Source organism: Kitasatospora sp. NPDC043949 (assembly GCF_056435365.1).
Window position 1 is genome coordinate 13,746 of sequence record NZ_JBWKEQ010000028.1, and the last position, 24,314, is coordinate 38,059.

The 24,314-nt window shown below is 73.3% G+C and carries 23 protein-coding genes; 10 read left to right on the top strand and 13 right to left on the bottom strand.

The annotated features are described in order from the left end of the window. Positions 1-102 precede the first annotated feature (102 nt). Complete coding sequence (locus tag AC07AL_RS22780) at positions 103-1,542, bottom strand: amino acid permease (protein ID WP_350883615.1); 1,440 nt, start codon at positions 1,540-1,542, stop codon at positions 103-105. Positions 1,543-1,787: 245 nt separating this feature from the next. Further along, positions 1,788-2,015 carry a hypothetical protein gene (locus tag AC07AL_RS22785; RefSeq protein ID WP_363581730.1) on the bottom strand — a complete coding sequence of 76 codons (228 nt, stop codon included), beginning with the start codon at positions 2,013-2,015 and terminating at the stop codon, positions 1,788-1,790. A gap of 173 nt (positions 2,016-2,188) precedes the next feature. Between AC07AL_RS22785 and ku the strand changes: the two genes are divergently transcribed. Beyond that, the gene (ku, locus tag AC07AL_RS22790; protein WP_478318000.1) at positions 2,189-3,229 is read left to right on the top strand and encodes a non-homologous end joining protein Ku; all 1,041 of its coding nucleotides are present in this window, start codon (positions 2,189-2,191) and stop codon (positions 3,227-3,229) included. Positions 3,230-3,273: 44 nt separating this feature from the next. After that, complete coding sequence (locus tag AC07AL_RS22795) at positions 3,274-3,564, top strand: hypothetical protein (RefSeq protein WP_363581734.1); 291 nt, start codon at positions 3,274-3,276, stop codon at positions 3,562-3,564. Positions 3,565-3,610: 46 nt separating this feature from the next. Here the strand turns inward: AC07AL_RS22795 and AC07AL_RS22800 are convergent, their stop codons facing one another. Both AC07AL_RS22800 and AC07AL_RS22805 read right to left on the bottom strand, forming a co-directional pair. After that, on the bottom strand, positions 3,611-4,999 hold the full coding sequence (locus AC07AL_RS22800; RefSeq protein WP_363581736.1) for an NADP-dependent succinic semialdehyde dehydrogenase: 1,389 nt from the start codon (positions 4,997-4,999) through the stop codon (positions 3,611-3,613). A gap of 123 nt (positions 5,000-5,122) precedes the next feature. Beyond that, positions 5,123-5,404 (bottom strand): DUF6158 family protein, encoded by a 282-nt coding sequence (locus AC07AL_RS22805; protein WP_350883625.1) that lies wholly within the window; start codon positions 5,402-5,404, stop codon positions 5,123-5,125. 173 nt (positions 5,405-5,577) lie between these two features. On the opposite strand from AC07AL_RS22805, the gene AC07AL_RS22810 reads away from it, so the two are divergent. Then, the gene (locus AC07AL_RS22810) at positions 5,578-6,561 is read left to right on the top strand and encodes an adenosine deaminase (protein WP_478318001.1); all 984 of its coding nucleotides are present in this window, start codon (positions 5,578-5,580) and stop codon (positions 6,559-6,561) included. Positions 6,562-6,636: 75 nt separating this feature from the next. Here the strand turns inward: AC07AL_RS22810 and AC07AL_RS22815 are convergent, their stop codons facing one another. The 4 genes from AC07AL_RS22815 to AC07AL_RS22830 form a co-directional block, all read right to left on the bottom strand. Further along, positions 6,637-7,254 carry a vitamin K epoxide reductase family protein gene (locus tag AC07AL_RS22815; RefSeq protein ID WP_363581740.1) on the bottom strand — a complete coding sequence of 206 codons (618 nt, stop codon included), beginning with the start codon at positions 7,252-7,254 and terminating at the stop codon, positions 6,637-6,639. Next, a complete protein-coding gene (locus tag AC07AL_RS22820) occupies positions 7,251-8,048 on the bottom strand; it encodes a DsbA family protein (protein WP_363628253.1) in 798 nt (265 codons plus the stop codon). Before AC07AL_RS22820 ends, AC07AL_RS22815 begins: the two co-directional genes overlap by 4 nt. A 98-nt stretch (positions 8,049-8,146) precedes the next feature. After that, positions 8,147-8,806, bottom strand: coding sequence for a hypothetical protein (locus AC07AL_RS22825; RefSeq protein WP_363628255.1), 660 nt, complete (start codon positions 8,804-8,806; stop codon positions 8,147-8,149). A gap of 166 nt (positions 8,807-8,972) precedes the next feature. Then, positions 8,973-9,425, bottom strand: coding sequence for an SRPBCC family protein (locus AC07AL_RS22830; RefSeq protein ID WP_363581746.1), 453 nt, complete (start codon positions 9,423-9,425; stop codon positions 8,973-8,975). A gap of 135 nt (positions 9,426-9,560) precedes the next feature. Here AC07AL_RS22830 and AC07AL_RS22835 point away from each other — a divergent pair, with 135 nt between their 5' ends. Further along, positions 9,561-10,430 (top strand): Fpg/Nei family DNA glycosylase, encoded by an 870-nt coding sequence (locus tag AC07AL_RS22835; protein WP_363628257.1) that lies wholly within the window; start codon positions 9,561-9,563, stop codon positions 10,428-10,430. Between the two features lie 87 nt (positions 10,431-10,517). Here AC07AL_RS22835 and AC07AL_RS22840 read toward each other — a convergent pair whose 3' ends face one another. Beyond that, positions 10,518-11,378, bottom strand: a complete 861-nt coding sequence (locus AC07AL_RS22840; RefSeq protein ID WP_079135406.1) for an SAM-dependent methyltransferase — start codon at positions 11,376-11,378, stop codon at positions 10,518-10,520. 228 nt (positions 11,379-11,606) lie between these two features. Between AC07AL_RS22840 and AC07AL_RS22845 the strand changes: the two genes are divergently transcribed. The 4 genes from AC07AL_RS22845 to AC07AL_RS22860 all read left to right on the top strand — a co-directional run bounded on the left by AC07AL_RS22845 (position 11,607) and on the right by AC07AL_RS22860 (position 15,752). Next, positions 11,607-12,467 carry a polysaccharide deacetylase family protein gene (locus AC07AL_RS22845; RefSeq protein ID WP_363623677.1) on the top strand — a complete coding sequence of 287 codons (861 nt, stop codon included), beginning with the start codon at positions 11,607-11,609 and terminating at the stop codon, positions 12,465-12,467. Between the two features lie 178 nt (positions 12,468-12,645). Beyond that, positions 12,646-12,972 carry a hypothetical protein gene (locus AC07AL_RS22850; RefSeq protein ID WP_363581752.1) on the top strand — a complete coding sequence of 109 codons (327 nt, stop codon included), beginning with the start codon at positions 12,646-12,648 and terminating at the stop codon, positions 12,970-12,972. 139 nt (positions 12,973-13,111) lie between these two features. Continuing rightward, positions 13,112-13,984 carry a sulfurtransferase gene (locus tag AC07AL_RS22855; protein WP_363581754.1) on the top strand — a complete coding sequence of 291 codons (873 nt, stop codon included), beginning with the start codon at positions 13,112-13,114 and terminating at the stop codon, positions 13,982-13,984. A gap of 241 nt (positions 13,985-14,225) precedes the next feature. After that, positions 14,226-15,752, top strand: a complete 1,527-nt coding sequence (locus AC07AL_RS22860; RefSeq protein ID WP_363628423.1) for a M1 family metallopeptidase — start codon at positions 14,226-14,228, stop codon at positions 15,750-15,752. 93 nt (positions 15,753-15,845) lie between these two features. Here the strand turns inward: AC07AL_RS22860 and AC07AL_RS22865 are convergent, their stop codons facing one another. From AC07AL_RS22865 to AC07AL_RS22875, 3 genes are all read right to left on the bottom strand, one after another. Next, on the bottom strand, positions 15,846-16,706 hold the full coding sequence (locus AC07AL_RS22865) for an AAC(3) family N-acetyltransferase (protein WP_478318002.1): 861 nt from the start codon (positions 16,704-16,706) through the stop codon (positions 15,846-15,848). A 143-nt stretch (positions 16,707-16,849) separates the two neighbouring features. Further along, entirely contained in the window at positions 16,850-17,824 is a 975-nt protein-coding gene (locus AC07AL_RS22870) for an NAD-dependent epimerase/dehydratase family protein (protein ID WP_478318003.1), read from the bottom strand. Positions 17,825-17,917: 93 nt separating this feature from the next. Further along, a complete protein-coding gene (locus AC07AL_RS22875; protein ID WP_478318004.1) occupies positions 17,918-19,279 on the bottom strand; it encodes a condensation domain-containing protein in 1,362 nt (453 codons plus the stop codon). 244 nt (positions 19,280-19,523) lie between these two features. Here AC07AL_RS22875 and AC07AL_RS22880 point away from each other — a divergent pair, with 244 nt between their 5' ends. Then, positions 19,524-20,798 carry an MFS transporter gene (locus AC07AL_RS22880; RefSeq protein ID WP_478318005.1) on the top strand — a complete coding sequence of 425 codons (1,275 nt, stop codon included), beginning with the start codon at positions 19,524-19,526 and terminating at the stop codon, positions 20,796-20,798. A gap of 132 nt (positions 20,799-20,930) precedes the next feature. Here AC07AL_RS22880 and AC07AL_RS22885 read toward each other — a convergent pair whose 3' ends face one another. Then, positions 20,931-21,773, bottom strand: coding sequence for a class I SAM-dependent methyltransferase (locus AC07AL_RS22885; RefSeq protein WP_363581766.1), 843 nt, complete (start codon positions 21,771-21,773; stop codon positions 20,931-20,933). Between the two features lie 470 nt (positions 21,774-22,243). On the opposite strand from AC07AL_RS22885, the gene AC07AL_RS22890 reads away from it, so the two are divergent. Beyond that, entirely contained in the window at positions 22,244-24,295 is a 2,052-nt protein-coding gene (locus tag AC07AL_RS22890; protein WP_478318006.1) for a hypothetical protein, read from the top strand. The last annotated feature ends 19 nt before the right edge of the window (positions 24,296-24,314 follow it).

A 24,314-nucleotide genomic window follows, 5' to 3' on the forward strand; every position in this document is an offset into this window, starting at 1 on the left:
GTGGGTCGTGGAAAATTGGGGGACATGAGCCGGAACCCCCCCCCCCCCCCAACCCCCCCCCCCCCCCCCCCCCCCCCGGCACCGTCGCGCGGCGCGGACGGGTCAGGACTCCGCCGCCACCGCGGCCCGCCGCCGTCGGCCCACCACGGCCGAGGCCGCGAGCACGATCGCCGCGGCGACCAGCGACAGGTACATCTGCTTGCGCCCGTCGGCGTCGGTGAACATGTACGCCACCACGAACCCGATCATGCCGATGGCCGTCCAGGTCAGATAGGGGTACAGCCACATGCGGACGGTCAGCCGCTCGGGAGTCTCCCGCTCGATGATCCGGCGCATCCGCAGCTGGGAGAAGCAGATCACCAGCCAGACGAACAGCGCAACCGCGCCGGAGGAGTTGAGCAGGAAAGCGAACACCGTGTCCGGCGAGGTGTAGTTGAAGAACACCGCGACGAAGCCGAAGACCACCGAGGACAGGATGGCCACCCGCGGCACGCCCCGCTTGGTCACGGTCGCGAAGGCCTTCGGCGCGTCCCCGCGCTGGCCGAGCGAGAAGGCCATCCGGGAGGCCGTGTACATCCCGGAGTTGAGGCAGGACAGCACGGCCGTCAGCACGATCACGTTCATCACCTGGCCGGCGCCCGGGATGCCCACGTGCTCCAGCACCGCCACGTACGGGCTGCCCTTGACGGCGTCCGAGTCCCACGGCAGCAGGGTGACCACGAGCAGGATCGAGCCCAGGTAGAAGATCCCGATGCGCCAGATCACGCTGTTGGTGGCCTTGCTGACCGCGCGCTCCGGGTCCTCCGACTCGCCCGCGGCCAGGGTGACGATCTCGCTGCCCATGAAGGCGAAGACCACCGTGAGCATGCCGGTGAACACCGCGCCCACGCCGTGCGGCAGGAAGCCGCCGTGGCCGGTCAGATTGCTGGTGCCGACCGCGTGGGTGCCGGGCAGCAGGCCGAAGACGGCGAGCGTGGCGATCACCAGGAACGCGGCGATCGCCACCACCTTGATCCCGGCGAACCAGAACTCGAACTCGCCGTAGGAGGCCACCGAGAACAGGTTGGTGGCGGTCAGCACCGCCATCACGAGCAGCGCGAACGCCCACTGCGGCACGCCGGGCATCCAGGCGTTGAGGATCTTCGCGCCGGCGGTCGCCTCCACCGCGAGCACCACGACCCAGAAGAACCAGTACAGCCAGCCGATGGTGAACCCGGCCCAGCGGCCGAGCGCGCGGTCCGCGTACGCCGAGAACGAGCCGCTCTGCGGGTCGGCCGCCGCCATCTCGCCGAGCATCCGCATCACCAGCACGACCAGCACACCGGCCAGCGTGTAGGAGAGCAGGATGCCCGGCCCGGTGGTGGCGATGCCCGCGCCGGAGCCGACGAACAGGCCGGCGCCGATCACCCCGCCGATGGCGATCATCGACAGGTGGCGGTTCTTGAGCCCCGCCTTCAGGTGGCCCTCGCCGCCGTGCCCGGGCGGCCCGGCCTGCTGGGGGACCTGGGCGGCTGCCGCAGGCCTGGTGGTGTCCGCACTCATCAGATGAGCCCTGTGCCTTTCCCGCGCGCGGCGCGACCCTCGGCTCGTTGCGCCGGAGGGTGGGGGACGGACCCGCGCATTGCGGTGCAACCTAACTTCTACGGCCGCGTATCGGAACAGAGCATCCGTAAATGTTCGGTAACCGGACGCAAAAAGCCAGGTCAGAGCGGGTGGAAATGCGGTGCGAAAAGCTCAAATCTGACGCACCGCCAATGCGTCGGAGGCGCTCGGACCCCCGTCGCGGCTCACGACCCGCGCAGGTCCAGCACGGTGATCCGTGCCGCGTCCGCGGGCCGGCCGGTCAGCCGCGCCGCCAGGATCCGGGGGATGTCGCCCTCCTGCGAGTATCCGGGCACCACCTCGACCTCCGCCCGCCGCACGCCGGCCTCGCCCCGCACCGCGTACACCACCCGGTACACGGTCCGCTCCGGTGGCGGCGGCGGTGCGCCCTGCGCACGGCTCCGGACGGTCATCGGCATCGACCTCCTCGGCCCATTGTCGGCCCGGTGTGGCCGATCGGGGCAAACCCGGGCACAGTGGGATTCTCGGCACGTCCTCGGCACGTCCTCGGCACGTCCTCGGCGCGAGGACGCCGGGCCGGGCGGGAACCTCCGGCAACGGGAAACTCCGGGAAGGAGCGACCCCCATGCAGACCACCTGGAAGGGGACGATCAGCTTCGGGCTGGTCAGCATCCCCGTCCACCTCTACTCGGCCACCCAGGAACACGACGTCCCGCTGCACCAGGTGCACGCCAAGGACGGCGGGCGGGTGCGGATGAAGCGGTACTGCGAGCGGGAGGAGAAGGAAGTCCCGTACGCGGAGATCGCCAAGGGCTACGAGTCCCCCGACGGCCGGACCGTCACGCTCACCGACGAGGACCTCGCCGACCTGCCGCTGCCCAGCAAGAAGATCATCGACGTGCTGGCCTTCGTGGACGCCGACGAGATCGACCCGCTGATGTTCTCCAAGGCCTACTACGTGGGAGTCGCCGACCAGGCCGCCGCCAAGCCGTACGCCCTGCTGCGCGACGCGCTCACCGCGTCCGGGCAGATCGCCGTCACCAAGATCGCGCTGCGCACCCGGGAATCCCCGGCGGTGCTGCGGGTGCACGACGGCACACTGGTGCTGCAGACCTGCATCTGGCCCGACGAGGTCCGCCCCGCGGCCGGCATCGCGCCCGAAGAGGACGTCACCGTCCGGCCGCAGGAGCTCAAGATGGCGCGGTCGCTGATGGACACCCTCTCCGAGGACTTCGACCTCGCCCAGTTGCACGACGACTACCAGCGGGCGCTCCAGCAGGTGATCACGGCCCGGTTGGAGGGCGTCGAGCTCCCGCACGAGGAGGAGCCGGGCGAGGCGCCCGACAACGTGATCGACCTGATGGAGGCGCTGCGCAGCAGCCTCAAGCGGGCCAAGGGCGGGCGGGGGCACGCCGCCGGGCCCGACGAGGACCAGCCGGAGGAGGAGCAGCCCGCGCCCCGCAGGCGCGCCCCGGTGAAGAAGCCCGCCGGATCGGCGGCCGCCGCCGGGAAGGCCGCCCCGGCGAAGAGGACCGCCCCGGCGAAGAAGACCGCGACCGCGAAGACCGCGACCGCGAAGACCGCGACCGCGAAGTCCACGACCGCTAAGGCCGGGGCGGGAAAGACCGCGACCGGAAAGTCCACGGCTCCGCGCAAGGCCTCCTGAGCCCCGCGGATCCGGCAGCCCCCCGAGAACCGGAGGCGATCCCGATGGACCTGCTGACGTACAAGGAACTCGACACCGAAACCGACCCCGAGGCCCCGCCGCCGCACCGGAGCCCGGCGCAGCGGGCCTGGCACTGGCTGCTCGGCCTCAACCCGACCGCCGTGGTGTTCATGGTCGCGCTCTCGCTCGGCCTGGGCATGGTCGGCGCCCAGGTGAGCTGGCTGCCGATGCTGGTGCTGATGGCCATCGTCTGGGGAGCGACCGTCCTCGCCCTGGTCGGCGTGGTCGCCCGCTGGATGACGCCCGGCCGGGGCAGGCACCGCGTGGCGCCCTGACCCGGCCGCGTCCGCGCCCGGCTCGTGCCCGGAGGTCCGGGGGTGCTCAGCCGATCCACACCGTGGTGATGTTGCAGAACTCCCGGATCCCGTGCCCGGACAGCTCCCGGCCGAACCCGGAGCGCTTGACGCCGCCGAACGGCAGCGCCGGGTGGGAGGCGGTCATCCCGTTGAAGAACACCCCGCCGGCCTGGATGTCGCGGACGAAGCGCTCCTGCTCGCCCTCGTCCCGGGTCCAGACGTTGGAACTGAGCCCGAACGGCGTGTCGTTGGCGTGCGCCACCGCCTCGTCCAGGTCGGCGACCCGGTAGACCGTGGCGACCGGGCCGAAGGTCTCCTCCTGGTGGATCCGCATGGCCGGGGTGATGCCGGTCAGCACCGTCGGCTCGTAGAAGTAGCCGGTGTCCCAGCCCTCCGGGCGCCCGCCGCCGCACTCGACCCGGGCGCCGTGGGTGCGGGCGTCCTCGACCAGCTCCTCCAGGTCGTCCCGGCCCTGGCGGCTGGCCAGCGGGCCGACGTCGGTCGCCTCGTCCATCGGGTCGCCGACGCGCAGCGCCCGCATCGCCTCGGTGAAGGCGGCGGTGAAGCGGTCGTACACGTCGGTGTGCACGATGAAGCGCTTGGCGGCGATGCAGGACTGCCCGTTGTTCTGCGCCCGGGCCCGGACGGCGGTGCGCACCGCCGCGTCCAGGTCGGCGCTGGGCAGCACCACGAAGGGGTCGCTGCCGCCCAGCTCCAGGACGGCCTTCTTCACCTCGTCGGCGGCGGTGGCGGCGACCGCCCGCCCGGCGGGCTCGCTGCCGGTGAGCGTCACCGCGGCCACCCGGCGGTCCCGGATCACGCCCTCGACCGCGCCCGAGCCGATCAGCAGGGTCTGGAAGCAGCCCTCCGGGAAGCCGGCCCGCCGGAACAGCTCCTCCAGCGCCAGCGCCGTCCGGGGCACGTTGGAGGCGTGCTTGAGCAGGCCGACGTTGCCCGCCATCAGGGCCGGCGCGGCGAATCGGACCACCTGCCAGAACGGGAAGTTCCACGGCATCACGGCCAGCACCGCCCCGAGCGGGCGGTAGCGGACGTAGGCGCGGGCGGCGCCGGAGTCGGCGACGTCGGCCGGGGCGGGGTGCTCGTCGGCGAGCAGTTCCTCGGCGCGGTCGGCGTACCAGCGCATCGCCGTGGCGCACTTGGCGGCCTCGGCCCGGGAGGCGGCGAGCGGCTTGCCCATCTCCTCGGTCATCGTGCGGGCGATCGCCTCCCGGTCCTGGTCCAGCAGGTCGGCGGCCCGGCGCAGCAGGTCGGCACGGGCGGCGAAGGGGGTGGTGCGGTAGCCGTGGAACGCGGCCTCGGCGCGGGCCAGCCGCTGTTCGATGCCGGCCGCGTCGAGCGGTTCGAAGGTCTCCAGGATCTCGCCGGTCGCGGGGTTGACGCTGGCGATGGGCATGCGGGGCTCCCAGGGGGGTCGGGGTCCGGTGCGTCTGCGCCTCTCACCCTCCCCGACGGCCCGCCCGGGGGCACGCCACCACCGCCCGGCGTGTCCCGCCGGGCGGTGGTGGCGCGGGCACGTCTACTCGGGCAGCGACTCCACCCGGGCCGCCGCCTCGCGGGCCCGGGCGCCGGCTCTGGTCCGCCCGGCCGTCACCAGCCGGCTGGGAAAGCGGTGCAGGTACTCGGCCTCCAGCTGCCCGGTGCGCAGGGTGTGCCGCTTGAGGGCCTCCTCCGAGCCGTACAGGAAGGTCTCGTGGCGCGTGCGGTGCAGCTGTTCCAGCTCGTGCAGGAGCGTGTCGTTGCCCAGGGCGTGCGGGGAGACGCCCGCAGGCCGGATGTGCGGATCCTCGACGTGCCGCATCTGGTACCTCCTCGGCGGAAGCCCCCTCCTCCAGGGTGCCCGCTGCCCCCGGCCGGTGCACCAGTTCGGGTGGCCGGGGGCGCGCCCGTCAGGCCGATCGTGATCGAACGGATCGTAGGATGAATGCTTCTGGACTCTTCGCTCCCGCCCCCTACAGCTCGGACAGATCCCCCATGCCGCTCCCCAAGGCCGAACTCCACCTGCACATCGAAGGCACCCTGGAGCCCGAACTCGCCTTCGCCCTCGCCGCCCGCAACGCGGTCACGCTGCCCTACGCCGACACCGAGGCGCTGCGGAAGGCGTACTCCTTCAGCGACCTGCAGTCCTTCCTGGACCTGTACTACGCGCTGATGGCCGTGCTGCGCACCGAGGAGGACTTCGCCGACCTCGCCGACGCCTACCTCACCCGGGCGGCCGATGCGGGGGTCCGGCACGCGGAGATCTTCTTCGACCCGCAGGCGCACACCGCGCGTGGTGTGCCGCTCGGCGTGGTGGTCGACGGCCTGACCCGGGCGCTGGCGCTCAGCGAGGAGCGGCACGGGATCAGCACCCGGCTGATCATGTGCTTCCTGCGGGACGAGTCCGCCGAATCCGCGCTGGAGACCTTCGAGGCCGCCCGCCCGTACTTCGACCGGATCGCGGGCATCGGCCTCGACTCGGCCGAGGTCGGCCACCCGCCGGCCAAGTTCCGCGAGGTCTACCGGCGGGCCGCCGAGGCCGGGCTGCGCCGCGTCGCGCACGCGGGCGAGGAGGGCCCGGCGTCCTACATCACCGAGGCGCTGGACGTGCTCGGCGTCGAGCGGATCGACCACGGCCTGCGCTGCCTGGAGGACGGCGAGCTGGTCGCGCGGCTGGTCCGCGAGCAGGTCCCGCTGACGCTCTGCCCGCTCTCCAACGTCCGCCTGCGGTGCATCGACACCCTCGCCGACCACCCGCTGCGCGAGATGTTGGAGGCCGGCCTGCTGGTCACCGTCAACTCGGACGACCCGGCGTACTTCGGCGGCTACGTCGACGACAACTTCCGGGCCGTGCAGCAGGCCCTCGCGCTCGACGAGGAGACCTTGCGCCGGCTCGCCGCCAACTCCTTCCGGGCCTCCTTCATCGACGACGAGCGCCGGGCCGAACTGCTGGCCGAGGTCGAGGAGTTCCGCTTCTAGGAACTGTCCTGAACGGCGGCTGACGGACCGGCCGCCCGGCCCCGGAGCGTAGGGCCCGGGGCCGGGCGGACGAGGTCAGAGCAGGGTGCTCCAGTAGTACCAGAACCGGTTGAGGACCAGCAGGGCGATCACCGCGTACCAGAGCGCCGGGACGACCCAGTGGTAGCGCGCCGCCTCGCGGACGACCGGGCGCAGGGCGCGGCCGGTGGGGATGATCCCGGAGCGCAGGTTGTGCAGGGTGGTGTACCAGAACAGCGGGATCATCGAGGCCCAGACCACCATGCAGTACGGGCAGAGCGCGCTGATCCGGTAGAGCGCCTGGTACATCAGCCAGGTCACGAAGCCGACGCCGAAGACCGTCCCGGCCTGGAGGCCGAGCCAGAACCAGCGCCGGTACGTCGCCCCGGAGAGCAGCCCGGCGCCGATCGCGATGACGACCCCGAAGCCGACCAGGCCGAGCAGCGAGTTGGGGAAGCCGAAGGCCTCGGCCTGGTCGCTGCGCATGATCGAGCCGCAGCTGATGATCGGGTTGATGTTGCAGGAGGGGACGTACGACGGGTCCTTCAGCAGCCGGATCTTGTCCAGGGTGAGGACCGAGGAGGCGAACAGGCCGACCGCGCCGCCGATCAGCAGCAGCCAGGCGAACGGGCGGCTCGCGCCGTACGTCCGCGCGGCGGGGGCGGCGGCCGTCATCCGGTCACCTGCTTGACCATCGCGGTGAACTGCTCGGGCGTGGCGGCCTTGCCGCCGGTGAGGACGTCCAGCTTCTTGCCGTCCAGCTTGACGGTCGGGGTGCCGGTGACGTCGCTCTTGTCGAACTCCTCGTTGACCTTGGCCGCCCACGGCGCGTAGGTACCGTCCTGGACGGCCTTGACGAAGCCGTCGGTCTTCAGCCCGGGCACCTGGCCGGCCAGGTCGAGGAGGTGGTTGACGTCGCCGAAGCCGTCGGTGCGCTCGTCGGGCTGGTTGGCGTAGAGCACGTCGTGGAACTGCTTGAACTTGTCCACGCCCTCGTTGAGCGCGGCGCCGGCGGCGGCCAGCGCGGTGCGCGAGCCCTTGCCGCCGAGGTTCTTGTCCAGGAACGTCGCCAGGTGGTACTCGATCTTGTACGTGCCGTCGTCGGCGAGCTGCTGGACGGCCTTGCCGGTGGTGGTCTCCAACTGCTCGCAGTACGGGCAGCGGAAGTCCTCGTAGATCTCCAGGGTGTGCGGGGCGTCGGCCTTGCCGTAGGTGATCACGGTGCCGTCCTGGCCGCCCGTGTTGGCGGGGACGACCAGCGGGCCGCTCGCGGCCGCGTCGGCGGAACCGGAGCCGGAGGAGCCGCCGACGGCGAAGGCCACACCCGCCACGAGGGCGAGCACGGCGGCGGAGGCGCCGCCGACCACGACCCGGCGGCGGATCCGGTCGGAGCGCTCGGCCTGGGCGCGGGCGGCGTGCATGCGGTCGGTGGCGCTGGTCTTGGCGGCGGCCTTGCGGGTGTTGCTCATGAGGTGTCGTCCTGTGCTCTCGGGCGTGCGGGGGTGCGGGCGCGCGGGGCGCGCGGCGAGAGGACCGGCCGGGAGCGGCGCCGAGCGGCGCGCGCCTGTCAGCAGGCCAGGGCGAGCGCCGGCGGACCGCGCCGGACGGTCGGGCGGACGACGACGTCCTCGGCCGGGACCAGGGTCCGGCTGGCCCGGGGGAACGGCACCCGCGCCACCGGACGGGCCGGGACGGGCGCGGCGAGCAGCCGCAGCCAGCGGGCGGCGGCCGGCAGGTGCCGGTGCAGGAAGTCGCCCAGCATCCGGGCGGTGCGGGCGAGGCCGGCCAGCGCGGCGTCCGCGCGGCGCAGCCAGAACGCGCCGGCCAGCGCGATCGCGGCGTGCAGCAGCAGGAGCAGCAGGACGCCGGTCTGCTGGGAGACGCCGTGGCCGAGCAGGAACCCGCCCAGCGAACCGCCGCCGCACAGCAGCGGCTGGAAGCCGCGCGCGGAGCCGGGCGGCAAGGACGGGCAGGTGGTCTGGGCGAAGTCGAACAGCGCGCTGACGCCCAGCTCCAGCGGCAGGAACACCGCCGCGACCGCCGGGTAGCCGCGCTCGCGGCCGGCCGGCGCGTACGCCACCGCGAACACGGCGACGCAGGCCAGGGCCATCGGGCCGGCCGGCAGCGCGCGGCCGGTGACCAGCACCTGGCCGAGCCCGGCGAGCAGCACGACCAGCGCGGCGAAGACCGCCGCGCGGAGCGTCCTGGTGACCGGGCCGATGTCCATGGCATCCGAGTCTGCCACAGGTTGAAAGCGAAACAGTCGGGCCGGAGGTCCGCTGTGAAGAGCCTCACCACCGGCGCTGAGCTGGTCTTATGCGGCCCTTACGCGGGTTGGGCCGCCGTGCTCACCGGGGCTGCCCGCCGCGCTCGCCCGGGCCTGCCGGCTGTGCTCAGCCGCGTCTGCCCGCCGCGCCGACCCGCTCCTCGACCAGTTCCCGGAAGTGCTCCAGGTCGCCCCGCACGGTCCGCTCGATCGCCCCGGCCAGGGCGAAGCCGCGCGGCCCGCCGAACGCCTCGTGCATCGCCTCCGGGTCGTACTCCACCCGGATCTGCAACCGGGTGTGCCGGGCGTCCAGCGGCAGCAGCGCGAACGCGCCGTGCAGCCGCGGTTCGTCGAGCGTCCGCCAGGACATCACCCGGCCCCGGCCGCGGTCGGTGATCTCGGTGTCCACCGCCCGCTCGGCGCCGTCGACCTCCACCCCGAGGTGCGCCAGGTTCCGCCCGTGCGGGTGGGCGCTGCGGACGCCGTCGACGAACTGCGGGTACTCGTGCACCCGGTGCAGCTGCTCCCAGGCGGCGAGGACGGGGACGGCGAGGTCGATCTGTTCCTCAAGGATGCTCATCACGGTGCTCCGTGGCGGGGGCGCATGGGGGACGCGGGGTACGGCGCGTAGTTCCAGCCTGCGCCCCGCGCGGGGGCCGGGCAAAAGCACGCCCCCGGGCGGGCGGCCGGCGCGGGGCTGCGGGAGACTGGGCGCATGCCGGAGCTGCCCGAGGTCGAGGCGCTGAGCGACTTCCTGTCCGAGCGGCTGACCGGGCGCGTCATCGCCCGGGTGCAGCCGGTCGCGATCAGCGCGCTGAAGACGTACGACCCGCCGGTCACCGCGCTGGAGGGGCGGACGGTCGGCCCGGTGACCCGGCGCGGCAAGTTCCTCGACATCGAGGCCGGCGGGCTGCACCTGGTGGTCCACCTGGCCCGGGCCGGCTGGCTGCGCTGGAAGGACGGCCTGCCCGCCGAACCGCCGCGCCCGAGCCCGAGGAACCCGCTGGCGCTGCGGCTGCGCCTGGCCGGGGAAGCCGGCGACGGCTTCGACCTGACCGAGGCGGGGACGAAGAAGGGCCTCGCGGTCTACGTGGTGAAGGATCCGGCCGAGGTGCCCGGGGTGGCCCGACTCGGCCCCGACCCGCTGGACCCGGCGTTCACCCTGGCGGACTTCGCCGCCCTGCTGAGCGGCGACCGGCGCCGGCTCAAGGGCGTGCTGCGCGACCAGGGCGTGCTGGCCGGGGTGGGCAACGCCTACTCGGACGAGGTGCTGCACGCGGCCCGGATGTCCCCGTACAAGCTGGCGTCCAGCCTGACCGAGGAGGAGGCGGCGCGGCTCTACGAGGCGCTCGGCGCCACGCTGCGGGACGCGGTGGAGCGCTCGCGGGGGCTGGCGGCGGGGGAGCTCAAGGCGGAGAAGAAGCTGGGGCTGCGGGTGCACGGCCGGACCGGCCTGCCCTGCCCGGTCTGCGGGGACACCGTGCGCGAGGTGTCCTTCGCGGACTCCTCGCTGCAGTACTGCCCGACCTGCCAGACCGGGGGGAAGCCGCTGGCGGACCGGCGGCTGTCGCGGCTGCTGAAGTGAGGGCACGGGCGGGGCGGGCCCGGTGCGGCCCGCCCCACCCGGGGTGGGTTTCCGTGGGGCTCCGGTGGGGGCGGGCCCGGCGCGGGTTCAGCGCTTGACGGCGACGCCGCCCCAGTAGTACGCGGCCTTCGGGTCGGCCGGCGGCTCGCCGTCCGGGCGCCAGGCGAGGACGGGGGAGAGGCCCGGCTCGACCAGGTCCCAGCCGTCGAAGAAGCGCAGGACGTCGTCGTGGGTGCGCGGGACGAGGGTCATGCCGCCGGCCCGGGCGGCCTCGGTGACCTTGCCGACCGCCTCCGGGTCGAAGTCCTGGGTGGGGGTGGTGAGGGCGATGCAGCTGCCGGCGGGCAGGGCGTCGCGCAGGGCGGCGACCCGTCCCCACGGGTCGTCCTCGTCGGCGATGAGCATCAGCACGGCGATCATCAGCAGGCCGACCGGCTGGGTGAGGTCCAGCGTGGCGGTGAGCGCCGGGTCGGTGAACAGTTCCTCGGGCTTGCGCAGGTCGGCGTGGATGTAGGTGGTCCGGCTGGCGGGGCTGGACACCATCAGGGCGCGGGCGTGGGCGAGCACGATCGGGTCGTTGTCGACGTAGACCACCCGGGTGCCGGGGCTGACCGCCTCGGCGATCTCGTGGGTGTTGGGCGAGGTGGGGATGCCGGTGCCGAGGTCGAGGAACTGGCGGATGCCGTGTTCCCGGGCGAGGTGGCGGACGGCCCGGCCCTGGAAGGCGCGGTTCGCCTTGGCCATCTGCTTGACGCTCGGCACGGCCTCCTCGATGGCCTGCCCCATGGCGCGGTCCGGCGGGAAGTTGGTCTTGCCGCCCAGCCAGTAGTCGTACACGCGCGCCGAGTGCGGGGCGGTGGTGTCGACGCCGAACCGTTCCCACTGGCTCAGCTCGGCGGGGTCGTCGTCGGGCCGGCCCTGGTCCGGGATGTCCTGACTTGTCGTCATGGCCACGTCCTCTGATGGCAGATCATCACACTGGGGAAGGCACAGCGTAGCGGTCGGGAGGGGAGGCCGAGCGTCCGGTCGGGGAAGTCGCGGGGAAGCCGGGGGCGGGCGGGGTGTGCTTGCGCCGTCGGAGTGGTGATCGGGCCCGTCTGAGGCGCCATCGGGGAGCGGCGGCGCTACACGGGGGAAGCATTCAGAATGCTGTCAGATCATCAGATTTACTCACGAATGCCCTCGCGGCGACTGCTACTGGTCGCGGCCGGGATGTCCCTGCTCGGGGCGGCCGGCTGCGGCAGCCCCTGGAGCGACGCGGACGACGCCGGGGCGGGCGCCACGGCGCGGACGCCGGGTGCCGCGCCGGAGGCCTCCGGACCGGGCTCCGGGCCGGAGGCGGCCCAGGCCGCCCCCTCCGCGGCGCCCCCGCCCGCCCCCACGGCTGCGCCGCCGCCCGCCGCCGCCCCGCCGATGCCCGCCCGCCGGCGGCTCACGGAGGAGGAGGCCAAGCCGGTCAACCAACTCGACCCGGGCCAGCGGGTGGTGGGGCTCACCATCGACGACGGGCCGGATCCCCGGTACACGCCGACCGTCCTGGCGCTGCTCCAGCAGTACGGGATCCGGGCGACGTTCTTCCTGGTCGGCGAGTGCGCCGTCGAGAACACCGGGCTGGTCCGGGAGATCGCGGACCGCGGCCACCACATCGGCAACCACACCTGGACCCACCCCGACCTGCGGCACATGTCCGACGAGGCGGTGCGGGACGAACTGGAGCGCACCTCCGACCTGCTGTACCGGACCACCGGGCGCCAGCCGTCCTGGTTCCGCGCGCCCGGCGGGGACTGGTCGCCGGTCGCGCTCAGGGTGACCACCGAGCTCGGGATGCGGCCGATGGGCTGGACGGTGGACCCGGAGGACTGGGCCACGCCCGGGACCTCGGTGATCACTGAGCGGATCCTCAAGAACGTCCGGCCGGGGTCGATCGTGCTCAACCACGACGGTGGCGGTGACCGCTCACAGACGGTGGCGGCGCTGAAGGCGTACCTGCCGGTGCTGGTCGACCAGGGGTACTCCTTCTCGGCCCCGTCGAACTGAGCGGGGGCGCGGGGCGGCGGGTGCGGGTGGCGGTTTCCCGATGAAGGTCGCGGCTTTACCGCTTAAACCACCCGAAAGAGTGGCTTGGGAGAACCGTTTCTGCTGATTTTGGGCCTCTAGGGTGATCTCGCATCAATGCATCAGGTACCACCAGGTACCTCCTGAAAGGCCATCAATCATGCGTCTCCGCAACACCGCACTCGCCGTCGCCAGCGCCGTCGCCCTCGTCCTCGCGGTTCCGACCTCCGCCGGCGCCGCCACCGGCGACTTCCTCTACAAGGTCGGCCCCGGTGTGCCGGCCGGGCTCGCCGACCCGGAGAGCGGCCAGTGCATCAACCTGTTCGGGGCCACCGAGAAGGACCCGGCCTTCGCGCCGGAGAACTTCACCACCTCGACGGCCACGGTCTTCCTGGACTTCGACTGCAAGGGCGACGTCTTCTACGTCATGAACCCCGGCAAGAAGCTCGGCGACCGGCTGAAGCTGCGCTCCGTGGTCTTCTCCTGAGTGGGGTGGCCCGGGCCGGACGGTCGGCGTAGCGTCGAACTGTCCGGCCCGGTCGCCGGCGCCCCGCCGTGCCCGTGCGCGGCTCGCTGTGCCCGTGGTCGGGCGCCCCAAGCCTGGGCAGAGCGAAGGAGGGCCTGGGATGACCGGCAACGGCTACGCACACCCCGAGGCGCTGGTCCGCACCGAGTGGCTGGCCCGCCACCTGGACGACGGGACGATCCGGGTCGTCGAGGTGGACGAGGACACCACCGCCTACGACCGGGACCACATCCCCGGCGCGATCGGCTGGAACTGGACCACCGACCTGCACAGCCGGGTCGGCCGCGACTACGCCGACCGGGAGGGCGTCCAGCACCTGCTGCGGGCGGCCGGCGTGGAGGACGACACCACCGTGGTGCTCTACGGCGGCAACAACAACTGGTTCGCCGCGTACGCCTACTGGCTGCTGCGGTTGCGCGGCTTCGGGCCCGTGCGGCTGCTGGACGGCGGGCGCAAGAAGTGGGAGCTGGAGGGGCGCGGGCTCACCGAAGAGGTGATGGACTACCAGCACACCGCCTACCGGCTGACCGGGCCCGAGCGCCCGGAGCTGCGGGCGCTGCGGGACGAAGTGCTCGGCAAGGCCGAGCTGTTCGCCAAGCCCGGCTCGGACGCGGTGCTGGTCGACGTCCGCTCGCCCGCCGAGTACCGGGGCGAGCTGATCGCCCCGCCGCACCTGCCGCAGGAGCAGGCGCAGGTGCCCGGGCACATTCCCGGCGCGGTGAACGTCCCCTGGTCGCAGGCGGCCAACGACGACGGGTCGTTCCGCTCGGCGGAGGAACTGCGGGCGCTGTACGCGGGGAAGGGCGTGGAACCGGAGCGCGAGGTGATCGCGTACTGCCGGATCGGCGAACGGTCGGCGCACACCTGGTTCGCGCTCACCGAGCTGCTGGGGTACCCGCACGTGAAGAACTACGACGGCTCGTGGACGGAGTACGGCTCGCTGGTGCGGGCGCCGGTGACGCTCGGCGGGTGAGGGGGCGGCGGGTGAAGGGGCGGCGGGTGAAGGGGGTCAGGAGTGAGTGGGCCGGGGGGTGAGGGGTCGGGGCGTGAGGGACGGGTGGGGCGCGGGGGGCCGGCGGGGTGTGTGACGGTGCCGCGGCGGTGCCGTGTCGGCCTGTTTCTTTTCATGAACATCTCACAATTGGGGAGTGGAGCGGGAGCCACCGGGACATGGATCGATCCGACCCATCGTCCCAGTGACCCTGGAGGACCACGTGCGCAAGAGGCTGATCGTCTCTGCTGCCAGCGCCCTGAGCCTGTTCCTGGCCGTCCCCGCCTCGGCGGCCGACTTCCAATCCGGCGCGGCCGGCATCGGAGACCCGTACTACCCGACCTACGGGAACGGCGGGTACCGCGTCTCGCACTACGACATCCGGCTGAAATACCAGCCCGCCACCGACGAGCTGGAGGGCACCACCACCATCCTCGCCACGGCGACCGAGAACCTCTCCCGCTTCAACCTCGACTTCGCGCTGAACGTCCAGGAGGTCCGGGTCAACGGACGTCCGGCGACCTTCGCCACCAGCGGCGAGCAGGAGCTGGAGGTCACGCCCGCCCGGCCGCTCGCCAAGGGCAGCCAGGCGACCGTGGTGGTCCGCTACAAGGGCGTCCCGTCCACCGTGAAGAAGTACGGCTTCACCGCCTGGCTGCGCACGCCGGACGGCGCGGTGGCCGCCGGCGAGCCCGAGTCGGCGTGGTGGTGGTTCCCGAGCAACGACCACCCGAGCGACAAGGCCACCTTCGACGTCTCGGTCCAGGTGCCGGACGGCAACCAGGTGATCAGCAACGGCATCCTGACCAGTGCCGTCTCCCAGGCCGGCTGGACCCGCTACAGCTGGCGCGAGAACAAGCCGCAGGCGACCTACCTGGCCACCCTCGCGGTCGGCAAGTTCGACGTCACGACCGACACCACGCCGAGCGGGCTGCCCGTCTACAACGCGTACAGCAAGGACCTCGGCGAGGACACCGACGCGGCCAAGGCCAGCGTCGAGCGCACCGGCGAGATCGTCGACTGGCTGAGCGGCTACTTCGGCGACTACCCGTTCAGCTCGGTCGGCGGCTACGTGCCCAACGTCAAGACCGGCTTCGCCCTGGAGACCCAGACCCGGGTCTTCTACAGCCCCCGGCAGTTCGCGCGCGGCTCCAACACCTCCGTCGTCGTCCACGAGCTGGCCCACCAGTGGTACGGCGACAGCGTCTCGGTCTCGCACTGGAGCGACATCTGGCTGAACGAGGGCTTCGCCCGGTACTCGCAGTTCCTCTGGTCCGAGCACGAGGACGAGGGCACGGCGCAGGAACTCGCCGACTACGTCTACGCCTCGCACCCGGCCGACGACCCCTTCTGGACCGTCAAGCCGGGCGACCCGGGCGCCGCCAACCAGTTCGCGAACGCCGTCTACGACCGGGGCGCGGTGGCCATCCAGGCGCTGCGCAACGCCGTCGGGGACGACAAGTTCTTCCAGATCCTGAAGGGCTGGCCCACCGAGCGCCGCTACGGCAACGCCTCCGTCCCGGAGTTCCAGGCGTACGCGGAGAAGGTCTCCGGGAAGAAGCTCGGGGACCTCTTCGCCACCTGGCTGTTCACCGCCTCGAAGCCGGCCGCCGGGCCGGCGCCGGCCGCAGCGGCGGCCTCGCTCGCGCCGGGTGCCGGCGCGGGACAGGACGCCGGGCGGCTGCCGGCGGAGCCGAAGTCCTGGAAGAAGATCCAGGAGACCAACTCGCTGCACGACGAGGAGCGTTGATTCCTGGGTCCGTTGAGCCCCCGGATGTGACCTGGTGACCTGGTGACGGGCGTGGTCCGGTCGGCCGCTTGAGGAAGCGGGCGGTCGATCGGGCTACGCCGCTCCGGGGCCGTCCGCCGCCAGCAGCTCGGTGAGGCGGCGGACGGCGAAGGGTATGAGCTCCCGGACCGGGATCAGCCGACAGGGCGCGTTGCCGACCAGCACCTCGCGGATGCCCGCCCGCTCCTCGAACTCCTTTCCCACGGCCGGGAAGTGGGTGTCGTTGTCGTCGCCCACGTCGGGTGCCTCGATCCAGACCCGCTCGCCCTGGATCGCCATCGGGAAGCGCCGGAGCTTGAGGCGGCGGTTGGGCGCGAAGGTCTCTGCGTAGTGCAGGAAGGTGTTGCGGTTGTGCCCGACACCGATCAGCAGCACGTACCCGCCGAGGTCGTGCAGCGCGCCGAAGGGCGACTCGCGGCCGACCGCGAAGCCCAGCGAGCGGCGGGCGGTGACCTCGCGGGCGTGCGCCCCGACCGCGGCGACCGAGGCCTGCGGATGCGTGCTGCGCAGGCTCTCCGGCAGCGCGCGCAGCGCCTCCGGTACGGCGCCCATCAGTGAGGGGAGCCCGGGGTGGAACAGCGGGACGGCGGCGCGCCGTTCGGCGACCTCGGGGCTCGGCAGGCCGGTGTGCTCCGGTGCCGGGTCCCGGACGACGGCGGTGGTGAAGGTGGGCACCGCGACCGTGCCGCCGGGCCCGACCGCCTCGCGCAGGCTGGCCACCACGGACGCGGCACCGCCGTCGACCCGGCCGAGGCTGGAGAGCGAGGAGTGCACGATCACCGCCATGCCCTCGCGGACGCCCACCCGCCGCCAGCCCTCGACGAGATCGGCGGTGCTGAGCGGCGCTTCGAGCGGTGCGTCGAGCGGGGTGGTGCGCGGGCCGGCGCTGTGCGCGGTGGTGCGGTGCGCGGTCATGGTGCCCCCTGGCGGTGCTGTGCAGGTGCTGGGTGGGATCGTTCGGGGCCGACCATAGCGCGTGACACTGACAACCGGTCAGGACGGGGTGGCCGTCCGGCAGTCCGTCCTGCTCGGTCGTGCGGTGCCGGGGCGGCGGCCGTTCAGGGCCTCGACCCCGTCGCTTCGGCCAGCACCCGGGCCTCCTGCTCGGGCGTGAAGCCGTGGCCGAGGGGCGGTTCGCCGCGCTCGCGGTCCCAGGCGAGCACGTCGGCGGCGGTGACCGCGAGCGGGGTCGCCGGCAGCCCGACCGCTCTGGCCCTCGCGGCGCTGCGCTGCTGTCCGGGCCAGAGCGGTGCGGCCCGGACCAGCGGGAAGAACGGCGGCGGCGCGCTCTCCGGCGGCACCGGGACGACCTCCACCTCGGTGCCCGCGACCTCGGCGCAGGTGGCAATCAGCCCGCCCAGTGTGGTCGGTTCGGCCGGGCCGACGGCGTGGAAGGCACCCGCCCGGCCGTCCTGGAGCAGCCGGACCACCAGCCGGGCCAGGTCGCGCACGTCGACCACCTGGACGGGCTGCTCCGGCCGCCCCGGCAGCGCGATCCGCCCGCCCCGGGCGGCCCGGCGCGCCCAGTAGGTGAGCCCGCGCTGCTCGTCGTGGGGGCCGGCCACCTTTCCGGGGCGCACGATCGTCGCCCCGTCCCCGTAGCGGGCGGTGACGTCGTCCTCGCAGGCGACCTTGAGCCGACCGTACGTCTCCTCGGTGAGCTGCTCGGCGTCGCGCAGCGGTGCGCGGCGCGGGACGGACTCGTCCGAGCCGGGGGCGAGACCGGCGCGCTCGTACACCGCGTGGCTGGAGATGAACAGGTAGCGGCCGACCCGGTCGCCGAGCGCGTCCATGGCCTGGCCGACCTGGCGGGGGCGGTAGCCGCTGACGTCCACCACCGCGTCCCAGCGGCCGCCGCGCAGGGCGGTGTAGTCGCCGGTGTCGCGGTCGCCGATCAGGTGGGCGGCGGCGGGGAAGAGGCCGGGGTTGGTCCGGCCGCGGGTGAACAGGGCGACCTCGGCGCCACTGCGCAGGGCGTCGTCGGCGATCGCGCGGCCGACGAAGGAGGTGCCGCCGAGGAGGAGGATCCGCATGGGCCCAGCGTAGCGGCGGGGCCGGGGGAACAACGGATGGTGAGGGGGCGCCGGAGGGCACCGCGCATCACGCGGTGCCCTCCGGACAAGGGCCTAGGCTGCTTCGAGAGCGCGGGCCTCGGTGAGGATCAACTCCTCGATCCCGTAAAGGAAGCGTTCCATCGCCGGGCGCGGGAGCACCGCCGGGTCGGCCGTCATGGTCAGGCTCAGTGCGCCCGGGGACTGCAGCGCGTCCAGGGCGTAGGTCAGGCCGGGGCGGGGCTCGAACTCCACCGGCCAGGTCAGGGTGGTCACGTCCTCGCCCGTCCCGGTGTCGGGGGATGCGGTGACCAGCTCGCGGGTGTCGTTGAAGATGCAGGACCGGTCCGCGAGCGGGACGCCCTCGGCGGCGAGCCGCCCGATCTCGGCCTCCAACCGGAGCTTGTCGTAGTAGGCGTGGCGGTAGGCGCCGATCGCGGCGGCGTTGGTGCGTCGGACGACGTCCCCGAACTTGGCGGTGGCGTCCGGGAGGTGGAACAGCCCGTCGCCCGCGACCACGCTCACCGCGTTGGTCAGCTCGGGCAGGAAGCGGTTGCTCACCACGACGTTCAGCACCGCGTCCGTCGAACCCGACAGCCGGGCCGTCATCGCCGCCGTCGCCGCCAGCAGCACCGAGGAGGAGGTCACCCGGTGGGCGGCCGCCACCCGGTCCACCGCGCGGGGCAGCGTGGGCGAGCGCAGGACGGCGTTCGGGAACCTGGTGGCCGGCGTGGCCGGCGTGGCCGGCTCACCGGGCGGGGGGAACAGCCGGGCCGGGGCCAGCCGCAGCTTGCGCAGGAACTGCTTGCGGGCGCCCTCGTCCCGCCGCCGACCGCGCTCCGAGGCCTGGAACTCCGCCTCCTCCAGCGGTTGCTGGGCGGGCTCGCGGATCTTGGCCAGCTCGTCCGGCGAGGTGCCCTGGCAGAGCGCGGTCAGGTCGGCCACCAGGCGGTTCATCCCCGTGCCGTCGACCGCGGTGTGCGAGAGCACCAGGCTCACGTACCGGGCCGACCCGCCCGTCTCCACGACGCCGACCCGGATCGGCCACTGGGCGGCGGTGTCGAACGGCAGCGCCGCCAGCTCCTCGTGCAGCCGCGCGCCCGCCTCGACCGGATCGGCCGGCTCCGCGCAGTGCCGTACCTCCACCTCCAACCGGCCTTCGGGGTCGACTACTTGGCGCAAGCGGCCGGCCTCGCCCGGCACCAGGCGGGTGTGCAGCGAGTCGTGCAGATGGAGCAGTCGCTCCAGGCCTGCGAGCAGGACGGGCAGCGGCAGCCCGGGGTCGAGCGGCGCAGCCGCGGCGATGTTGTAGCGCGGCGCGTCGGCCGGGGCGAGCCGGCTCACGGCGTCCCGGATGGCCTGTTGGCCCCAGGTGGCGGGACCGGACCCGGCCCGGCCGGACGAGAAGGCGATGTGCAGCAGTTGACGAGTGGTCACCGTGTGGCTCTCCGATGTGGCGGTGGATCGTGACGTCGTGCCGGTGCGTTGGGAGCGCGGATGCTGCTGGGGAGAGTGTGGCGCACCGCCTGCCCGCCGTCGAGGTCCGGAGCCCGGGGGCCGGGGCCGGCGCTCCGGTGGGCGCGCGGCCGGGGCTTCCGCATCTATCTCGACGTGAAGTATCTTGATGTCGAGATTAATGCCGATCATGCAACGGGGGCCTGCCATGCGGGGGAACGGACTGATGGCGCAGCTGCGGAAGCCGCCGGGCGGGCGGGACGCGCGGATCATGCTGCTGGCGCAGTGCGTCGACCGGACCGGGAGCGGGGTGTGGGCGGCGGCCTCGGTGCTGTACTTCACCTACGTGTGCGCAATGGACGCCCGACAGCTCGGCGTGCTGCTGGGCGTGGGCGCGGCGGCGGGCATCGCCGGATCCCCGCTCGCCGGGCGGGCGGCCGAACGGCTGCCGGTGCGGTGGCTGCTGATCGGGTGCCACCTGCTGCGGATCGGGACGATGGGCCTGCTGCTGGTCGTCGACGACTTCGCCACGCTGCTCCCCGCCGTCGCCCTGACCTGCCTGGCCGAACGGGCGGCCAAGACCCTGGAGATGCTGTTCGCCACCCGGGTCGCGGGCGAGCGGCGCGGTACGTACCAGGCGCTGTTCCGCAGCGTGGCCAACGCCGGGTACGCGCTCGGCGCGGGCATCGCGGCGATCGGCCTGGCGATGGGCACCACGACCGCCTACCGCGCGCTGATCGTGGCCAACGCGCTCTCCTTCGTCCTCGCTGCCGTCCTGGTCTGGCGCACCCGGGAGCCGGCCGGGCGCGGCCTGGTCGCGGCGGCCTCCGGGGAGGAGCCCGCCGCCGCCCCGGCGGCCGTGCCGAGCCCCTGGCGCGACCGGGGCTACCTGCTGTTCGTCGCGCTGGACATGCCGCTGAACCTCGACGACTCGATCCTCAACGTCGGTCTGCCGCTCTGGCTCGTCCACCACACCGGCGCGCCGCACGCCGTCGTCCCGGCCTTCCTGATCCTCAACACGGTGCTCGTGGTGCTCCTGCAACTGCGCGTCTCCGCGCGGGCGGAGGGCCCGCGCGGGGCGGCCGCGGCGGTGGGCTGGTACGGCCTGACGCTGCTCGGCTGCTGCCTGCTGACCGCGCTCGCCACCGGCGGCGGGCCGTGGACGGCCTCGCTCGCGCTGCTCGCCGCGGCGATGCTGGTCACACTGGCGGAGCTGATGCGCTCGGTGAGCTCCTGGGAGCTGGCGGTCGTCCTGGCGCCCCCGGGGGCCCAGGCCTCCTACCTGGGGGTGGCCGGGATGGCCCAGTCGGTGCAGAAGTCGGTGGGCCCGCTGCTGCTCACCGGCGTGGTGATGACGGCCGGTCCGGCCGGCTGGCTGGCCCTCGGCGCGGCGACCGTCGGCCTCGGCGCGCTCCAGCGCCGGGCCAGCCTGCGCCGGCTGGCGGCGCTGGCCGGCCCGGCGGCCGAGCCGTCGCCGCGGGTGGGCGCGGCGGTCGGCTGATCCGGCGCGTCGCGGCCGCCGGGCGCCCGCCGGGCCCGGTGCCGTCGGTGGGCCGGGACGGACGGCGGAGGGGGCGTCAGGGCCTCGTGACGTGCGGGGGGACGGTCGGCCGCACTGCCGCGGGGCGGCTCGTCAGATCGGCTGGCGGGCCATTTCCGCCGGCCCGGGCCGGGTGGCGGTGACGACGTGGTAGTCGAGGAGGCCGCTGCGCCAGGCGGGGAGGAAGTTGCGGCTCCAGTGACCGGGAGGGACGGCGTCGGTGAGATAGCGGTCGAGGCCGGGCCAGACGGCGTCGCCGATGGACTCGGTGGTGATGGTGGTGAAGCCGGCTGCGGTGAGGTCGCTGGTGAAGGCGGCGAGGGGATGGGGGACGTCGAGGCCGTCGGCGAAGCTGGCGAGGAGGATGCTCAGGCGCTCGGTGATGTCCGGTCCGGCGGCGGCGAAGAAGGTGGTCACGACGAGTCGGCCGCCCGGGCGTAGGACGCGGGCGGTCTCGCGGGCGAAGCCGGTGAGTTCGCGGAAGTGCTGGGCGGCCTCGACGGAGTAGACGCCGTCCAGGGAGGCGTCGGCGAAGGGGAGTTGGTTGGCCGATCCGAAGGTGTAGGCCAGCCGATCGGGGTAGGTGGCCAGGGCTTTGGCGTTGACGGCGCGGGCGCGCTCGATCTGGTCCGGGTGGATGTCGACGCCGGTCACGCCCCCGAACCGGAACTCGCGCAGGGCGAGCGCCGCGCCGAGTCCGCGCCCGCAGCCGACCTCGGCCAGCCGCAGCCGCTCACGTGGCTCCGCGAACTCCCGCAGGACCCGGCGGTAGAGCTGCTCCTGGCTGTGGACCCGGTCCTCGGTCGTCGGGGCGGTGAGGTCCATGTCTTGCCAGTAGCCGAAGTTGATGAATCCACCGGCGAAGCTCGCGGCCCGGGACAGATCGCCGGCACCGTAGGTCCGGCGTACGGGGGCGGGGATGTGGTCGTGGCTCATGATGGTCGGTCTCCCGGTGTGTGATGTACCCGGTCTCGGCGGTGGAGTGACGACCCCGGACCGGGGGCGCTGAACGCGCAGTGTGACGGTGTGGCGGCGCTGTGACCGGCTCCGCGGTGTTCGGCGCCCGTCGGGCGCGCCGAGGTACGTACCCAAACCGGTGGTGATCCGAACACGGTACGTGATGGGCCCCGGTCCGGGGCGGGAAAGGGGCGCGGAGGTGGCCCGGGGGGCTCAGAACACCGCCGCACTACCCGGGGCGGCTACCGGGCGCGCCCGGCCAATTCGCTACAGTCCGCGCGGATTGCCGAGGATGTGGGACAGGACGGCGACCACCGGGCCGTGCATCCCTGGCGCATCGGGCGCGCGGACTTCCTGCGGGACGCGGCCGACGGGGCGCCGGGGCGCAGGGCGTGTCGTGCGGGCCGCCCGGCCCGTTACCGGGACGTCTGAACAGGAGAGGGGATTCCTTGGGGAACAGCGGAGGTGCCGCGGCGCATTCCGGCATCGACTTCCAGCAGCGCGTGGCGGCGCTCACCATGTGCCACATGCTGTGCGACCTCGCCGATCTGAGCCTGCTGGGGCTCGACGGCGCGGGCCGGGTCGAGGAGTTGCGGTTCGAGACGGAGGACGAGATCGACGACCTCGTGCTGGTCGGGCCCGGGGTGCGGTACTTCGTCCAGGCCAAGAACACGATCAGCGTGTCGGCCGCGCCGACCTCGGACTTCGGGTCGGTGCTGGGCCAGTTCGTGCGGCAGTACGTGACGGACAGCCGGCCCGGGGACGTCTATCTGCTGGCGACCTCGACCGAGGCGTCCGCCCGGGTGCGCAGGGAACTGCGCAAGTTGACGGAGGCCGCGCGGCTGAGCCGGTCGAGCAGCGCGGAGCTCCCGCTCAACGGGGCCGAGCGGGACGTCCTGGAGAAGACCGAGGGGCTTGTCCGGGCGCATTACGAGACGGCGACCGGGCGCGCGATCACGGCGGTGGAGCTGCGGGAGATCCTGGCCCGGATCAGGGTCAGCTCGCTGGACGTGCGGGAGGGCGGTTCGCTGGAGTCGGCCGCGCTGCTGATGCTCAGCGTCCGGTCGGCGATCGGACCGCGGCTGCTCTGGGGCGGCCTGATCGCGCTGGCGGTGTCGCTGGCACGGGACAGGCTCGCGATCGATGCCGAGGGTCTGCGGGCGCGGATGGGCAAGTACGTCCGGGACCACCCGGAGCCGCCGGGGCCCGGCGCGAGCGGGCTGCTGAACCGGGAGACGGTGGCCGGGCTGGCGTTCGGCCGGGAGGTGGTGCTCGCGGAGGCCTCCTTCGAGGGGTACGAACTCGTCATCGCGGACTTCCGCAGGTTCGACGAGGCCGGGGCGAAGCGCGTCACCTTCGCGGACGGGCACGTCGAGTGGGCGCCGGGGGAGCGGTGGAGGGTCGTCGGACGGTGGGCCACCTGGGCGGGACTGGAAAGGCACCTCGAAAACCGTGCGGAGGAGTACCGGGACCGGCGGGTGCTCATGATCCCCGCCACGTTCACGGACGACCCGAGTGACGCACCGGCGGCCCGCGCGCACGCGGAGCACTGCGCGAACCTCGCCGAACGCGTCGAGGACGCCTTCGGCTGCCGGCACTGCGGCGACGCCGTGTCCGAGGCGGGCGCACCGCTGATCGAGGTCGACGAGGAGGGCCGCCCCGAGGACATCGGCCTGGTGCACGAGGAGTGCCTGCGGCCGACGGACCGGGTGCTCGGCGGGGTGGACGGCGAACTCCTCCGGGAGAATCCGCGGTTGCGCAACTTCGACTACGCGGGCTGGATCGCCGCCCTCCAGGGCGGCCAGTGGATGTTCGGCGGGATCGCGAGGGCGCAGCTGCCGGTCGCCCGCATCGCCTGGAAGTCGGAGTACGACGACTTCTCCCGGGGCGGCTGGTGTGTCCGGATCTCGTTGGAGGACGGCGGCGCGAACTACGTCACCGACCGCGGTCGGGTGGCCCGGCGCTCGGAGCGGAGGGCGGCGGAGGGCGCCGAGCGGATGAACGCGGACTTCGCCGCCGCGCGGAGGTCGGGGGATCCTTGGTGCTACACGCCCGACGGCTCCGGATTCGCCCCCTACTCGAGGCTGCTCCGCCAAGGGGAGGAGCCGATCCCGTGCGTCCGGGCCAAGGCGGTGCGGTACACCCGGGCCATCGGGGAGGCCTACTCGGACTGCCGGCGGTACTACGCGCCACTGGCGTACCTGGTGGACGCGGAGACCGGGGACCCCGTGGTCGTGGACGGGGTGATCACACTGCTCACCGATCCGCTGGAGCTGGACTCCTACGTGCGGAACTGGGCGCGCAGCGGCGTCGAGCTGCCCGAGTTCACGGTGGCCGGGATCCTGAGCGACGAGCAGTTCGACCGCTTCGTCCGGCTGGCGATGACGCGGGGCACGAACCTGGTCGTCAACCCGAAGCTGGCCCTGGACGGCTCCCTGGTGAGCGGGTACCTGTTGGACGTCTTCGAGGACCTGACGCGGGGCGCCGCGCCGGTCCTGTAGCGGGGCCGGGTGCCCGGGG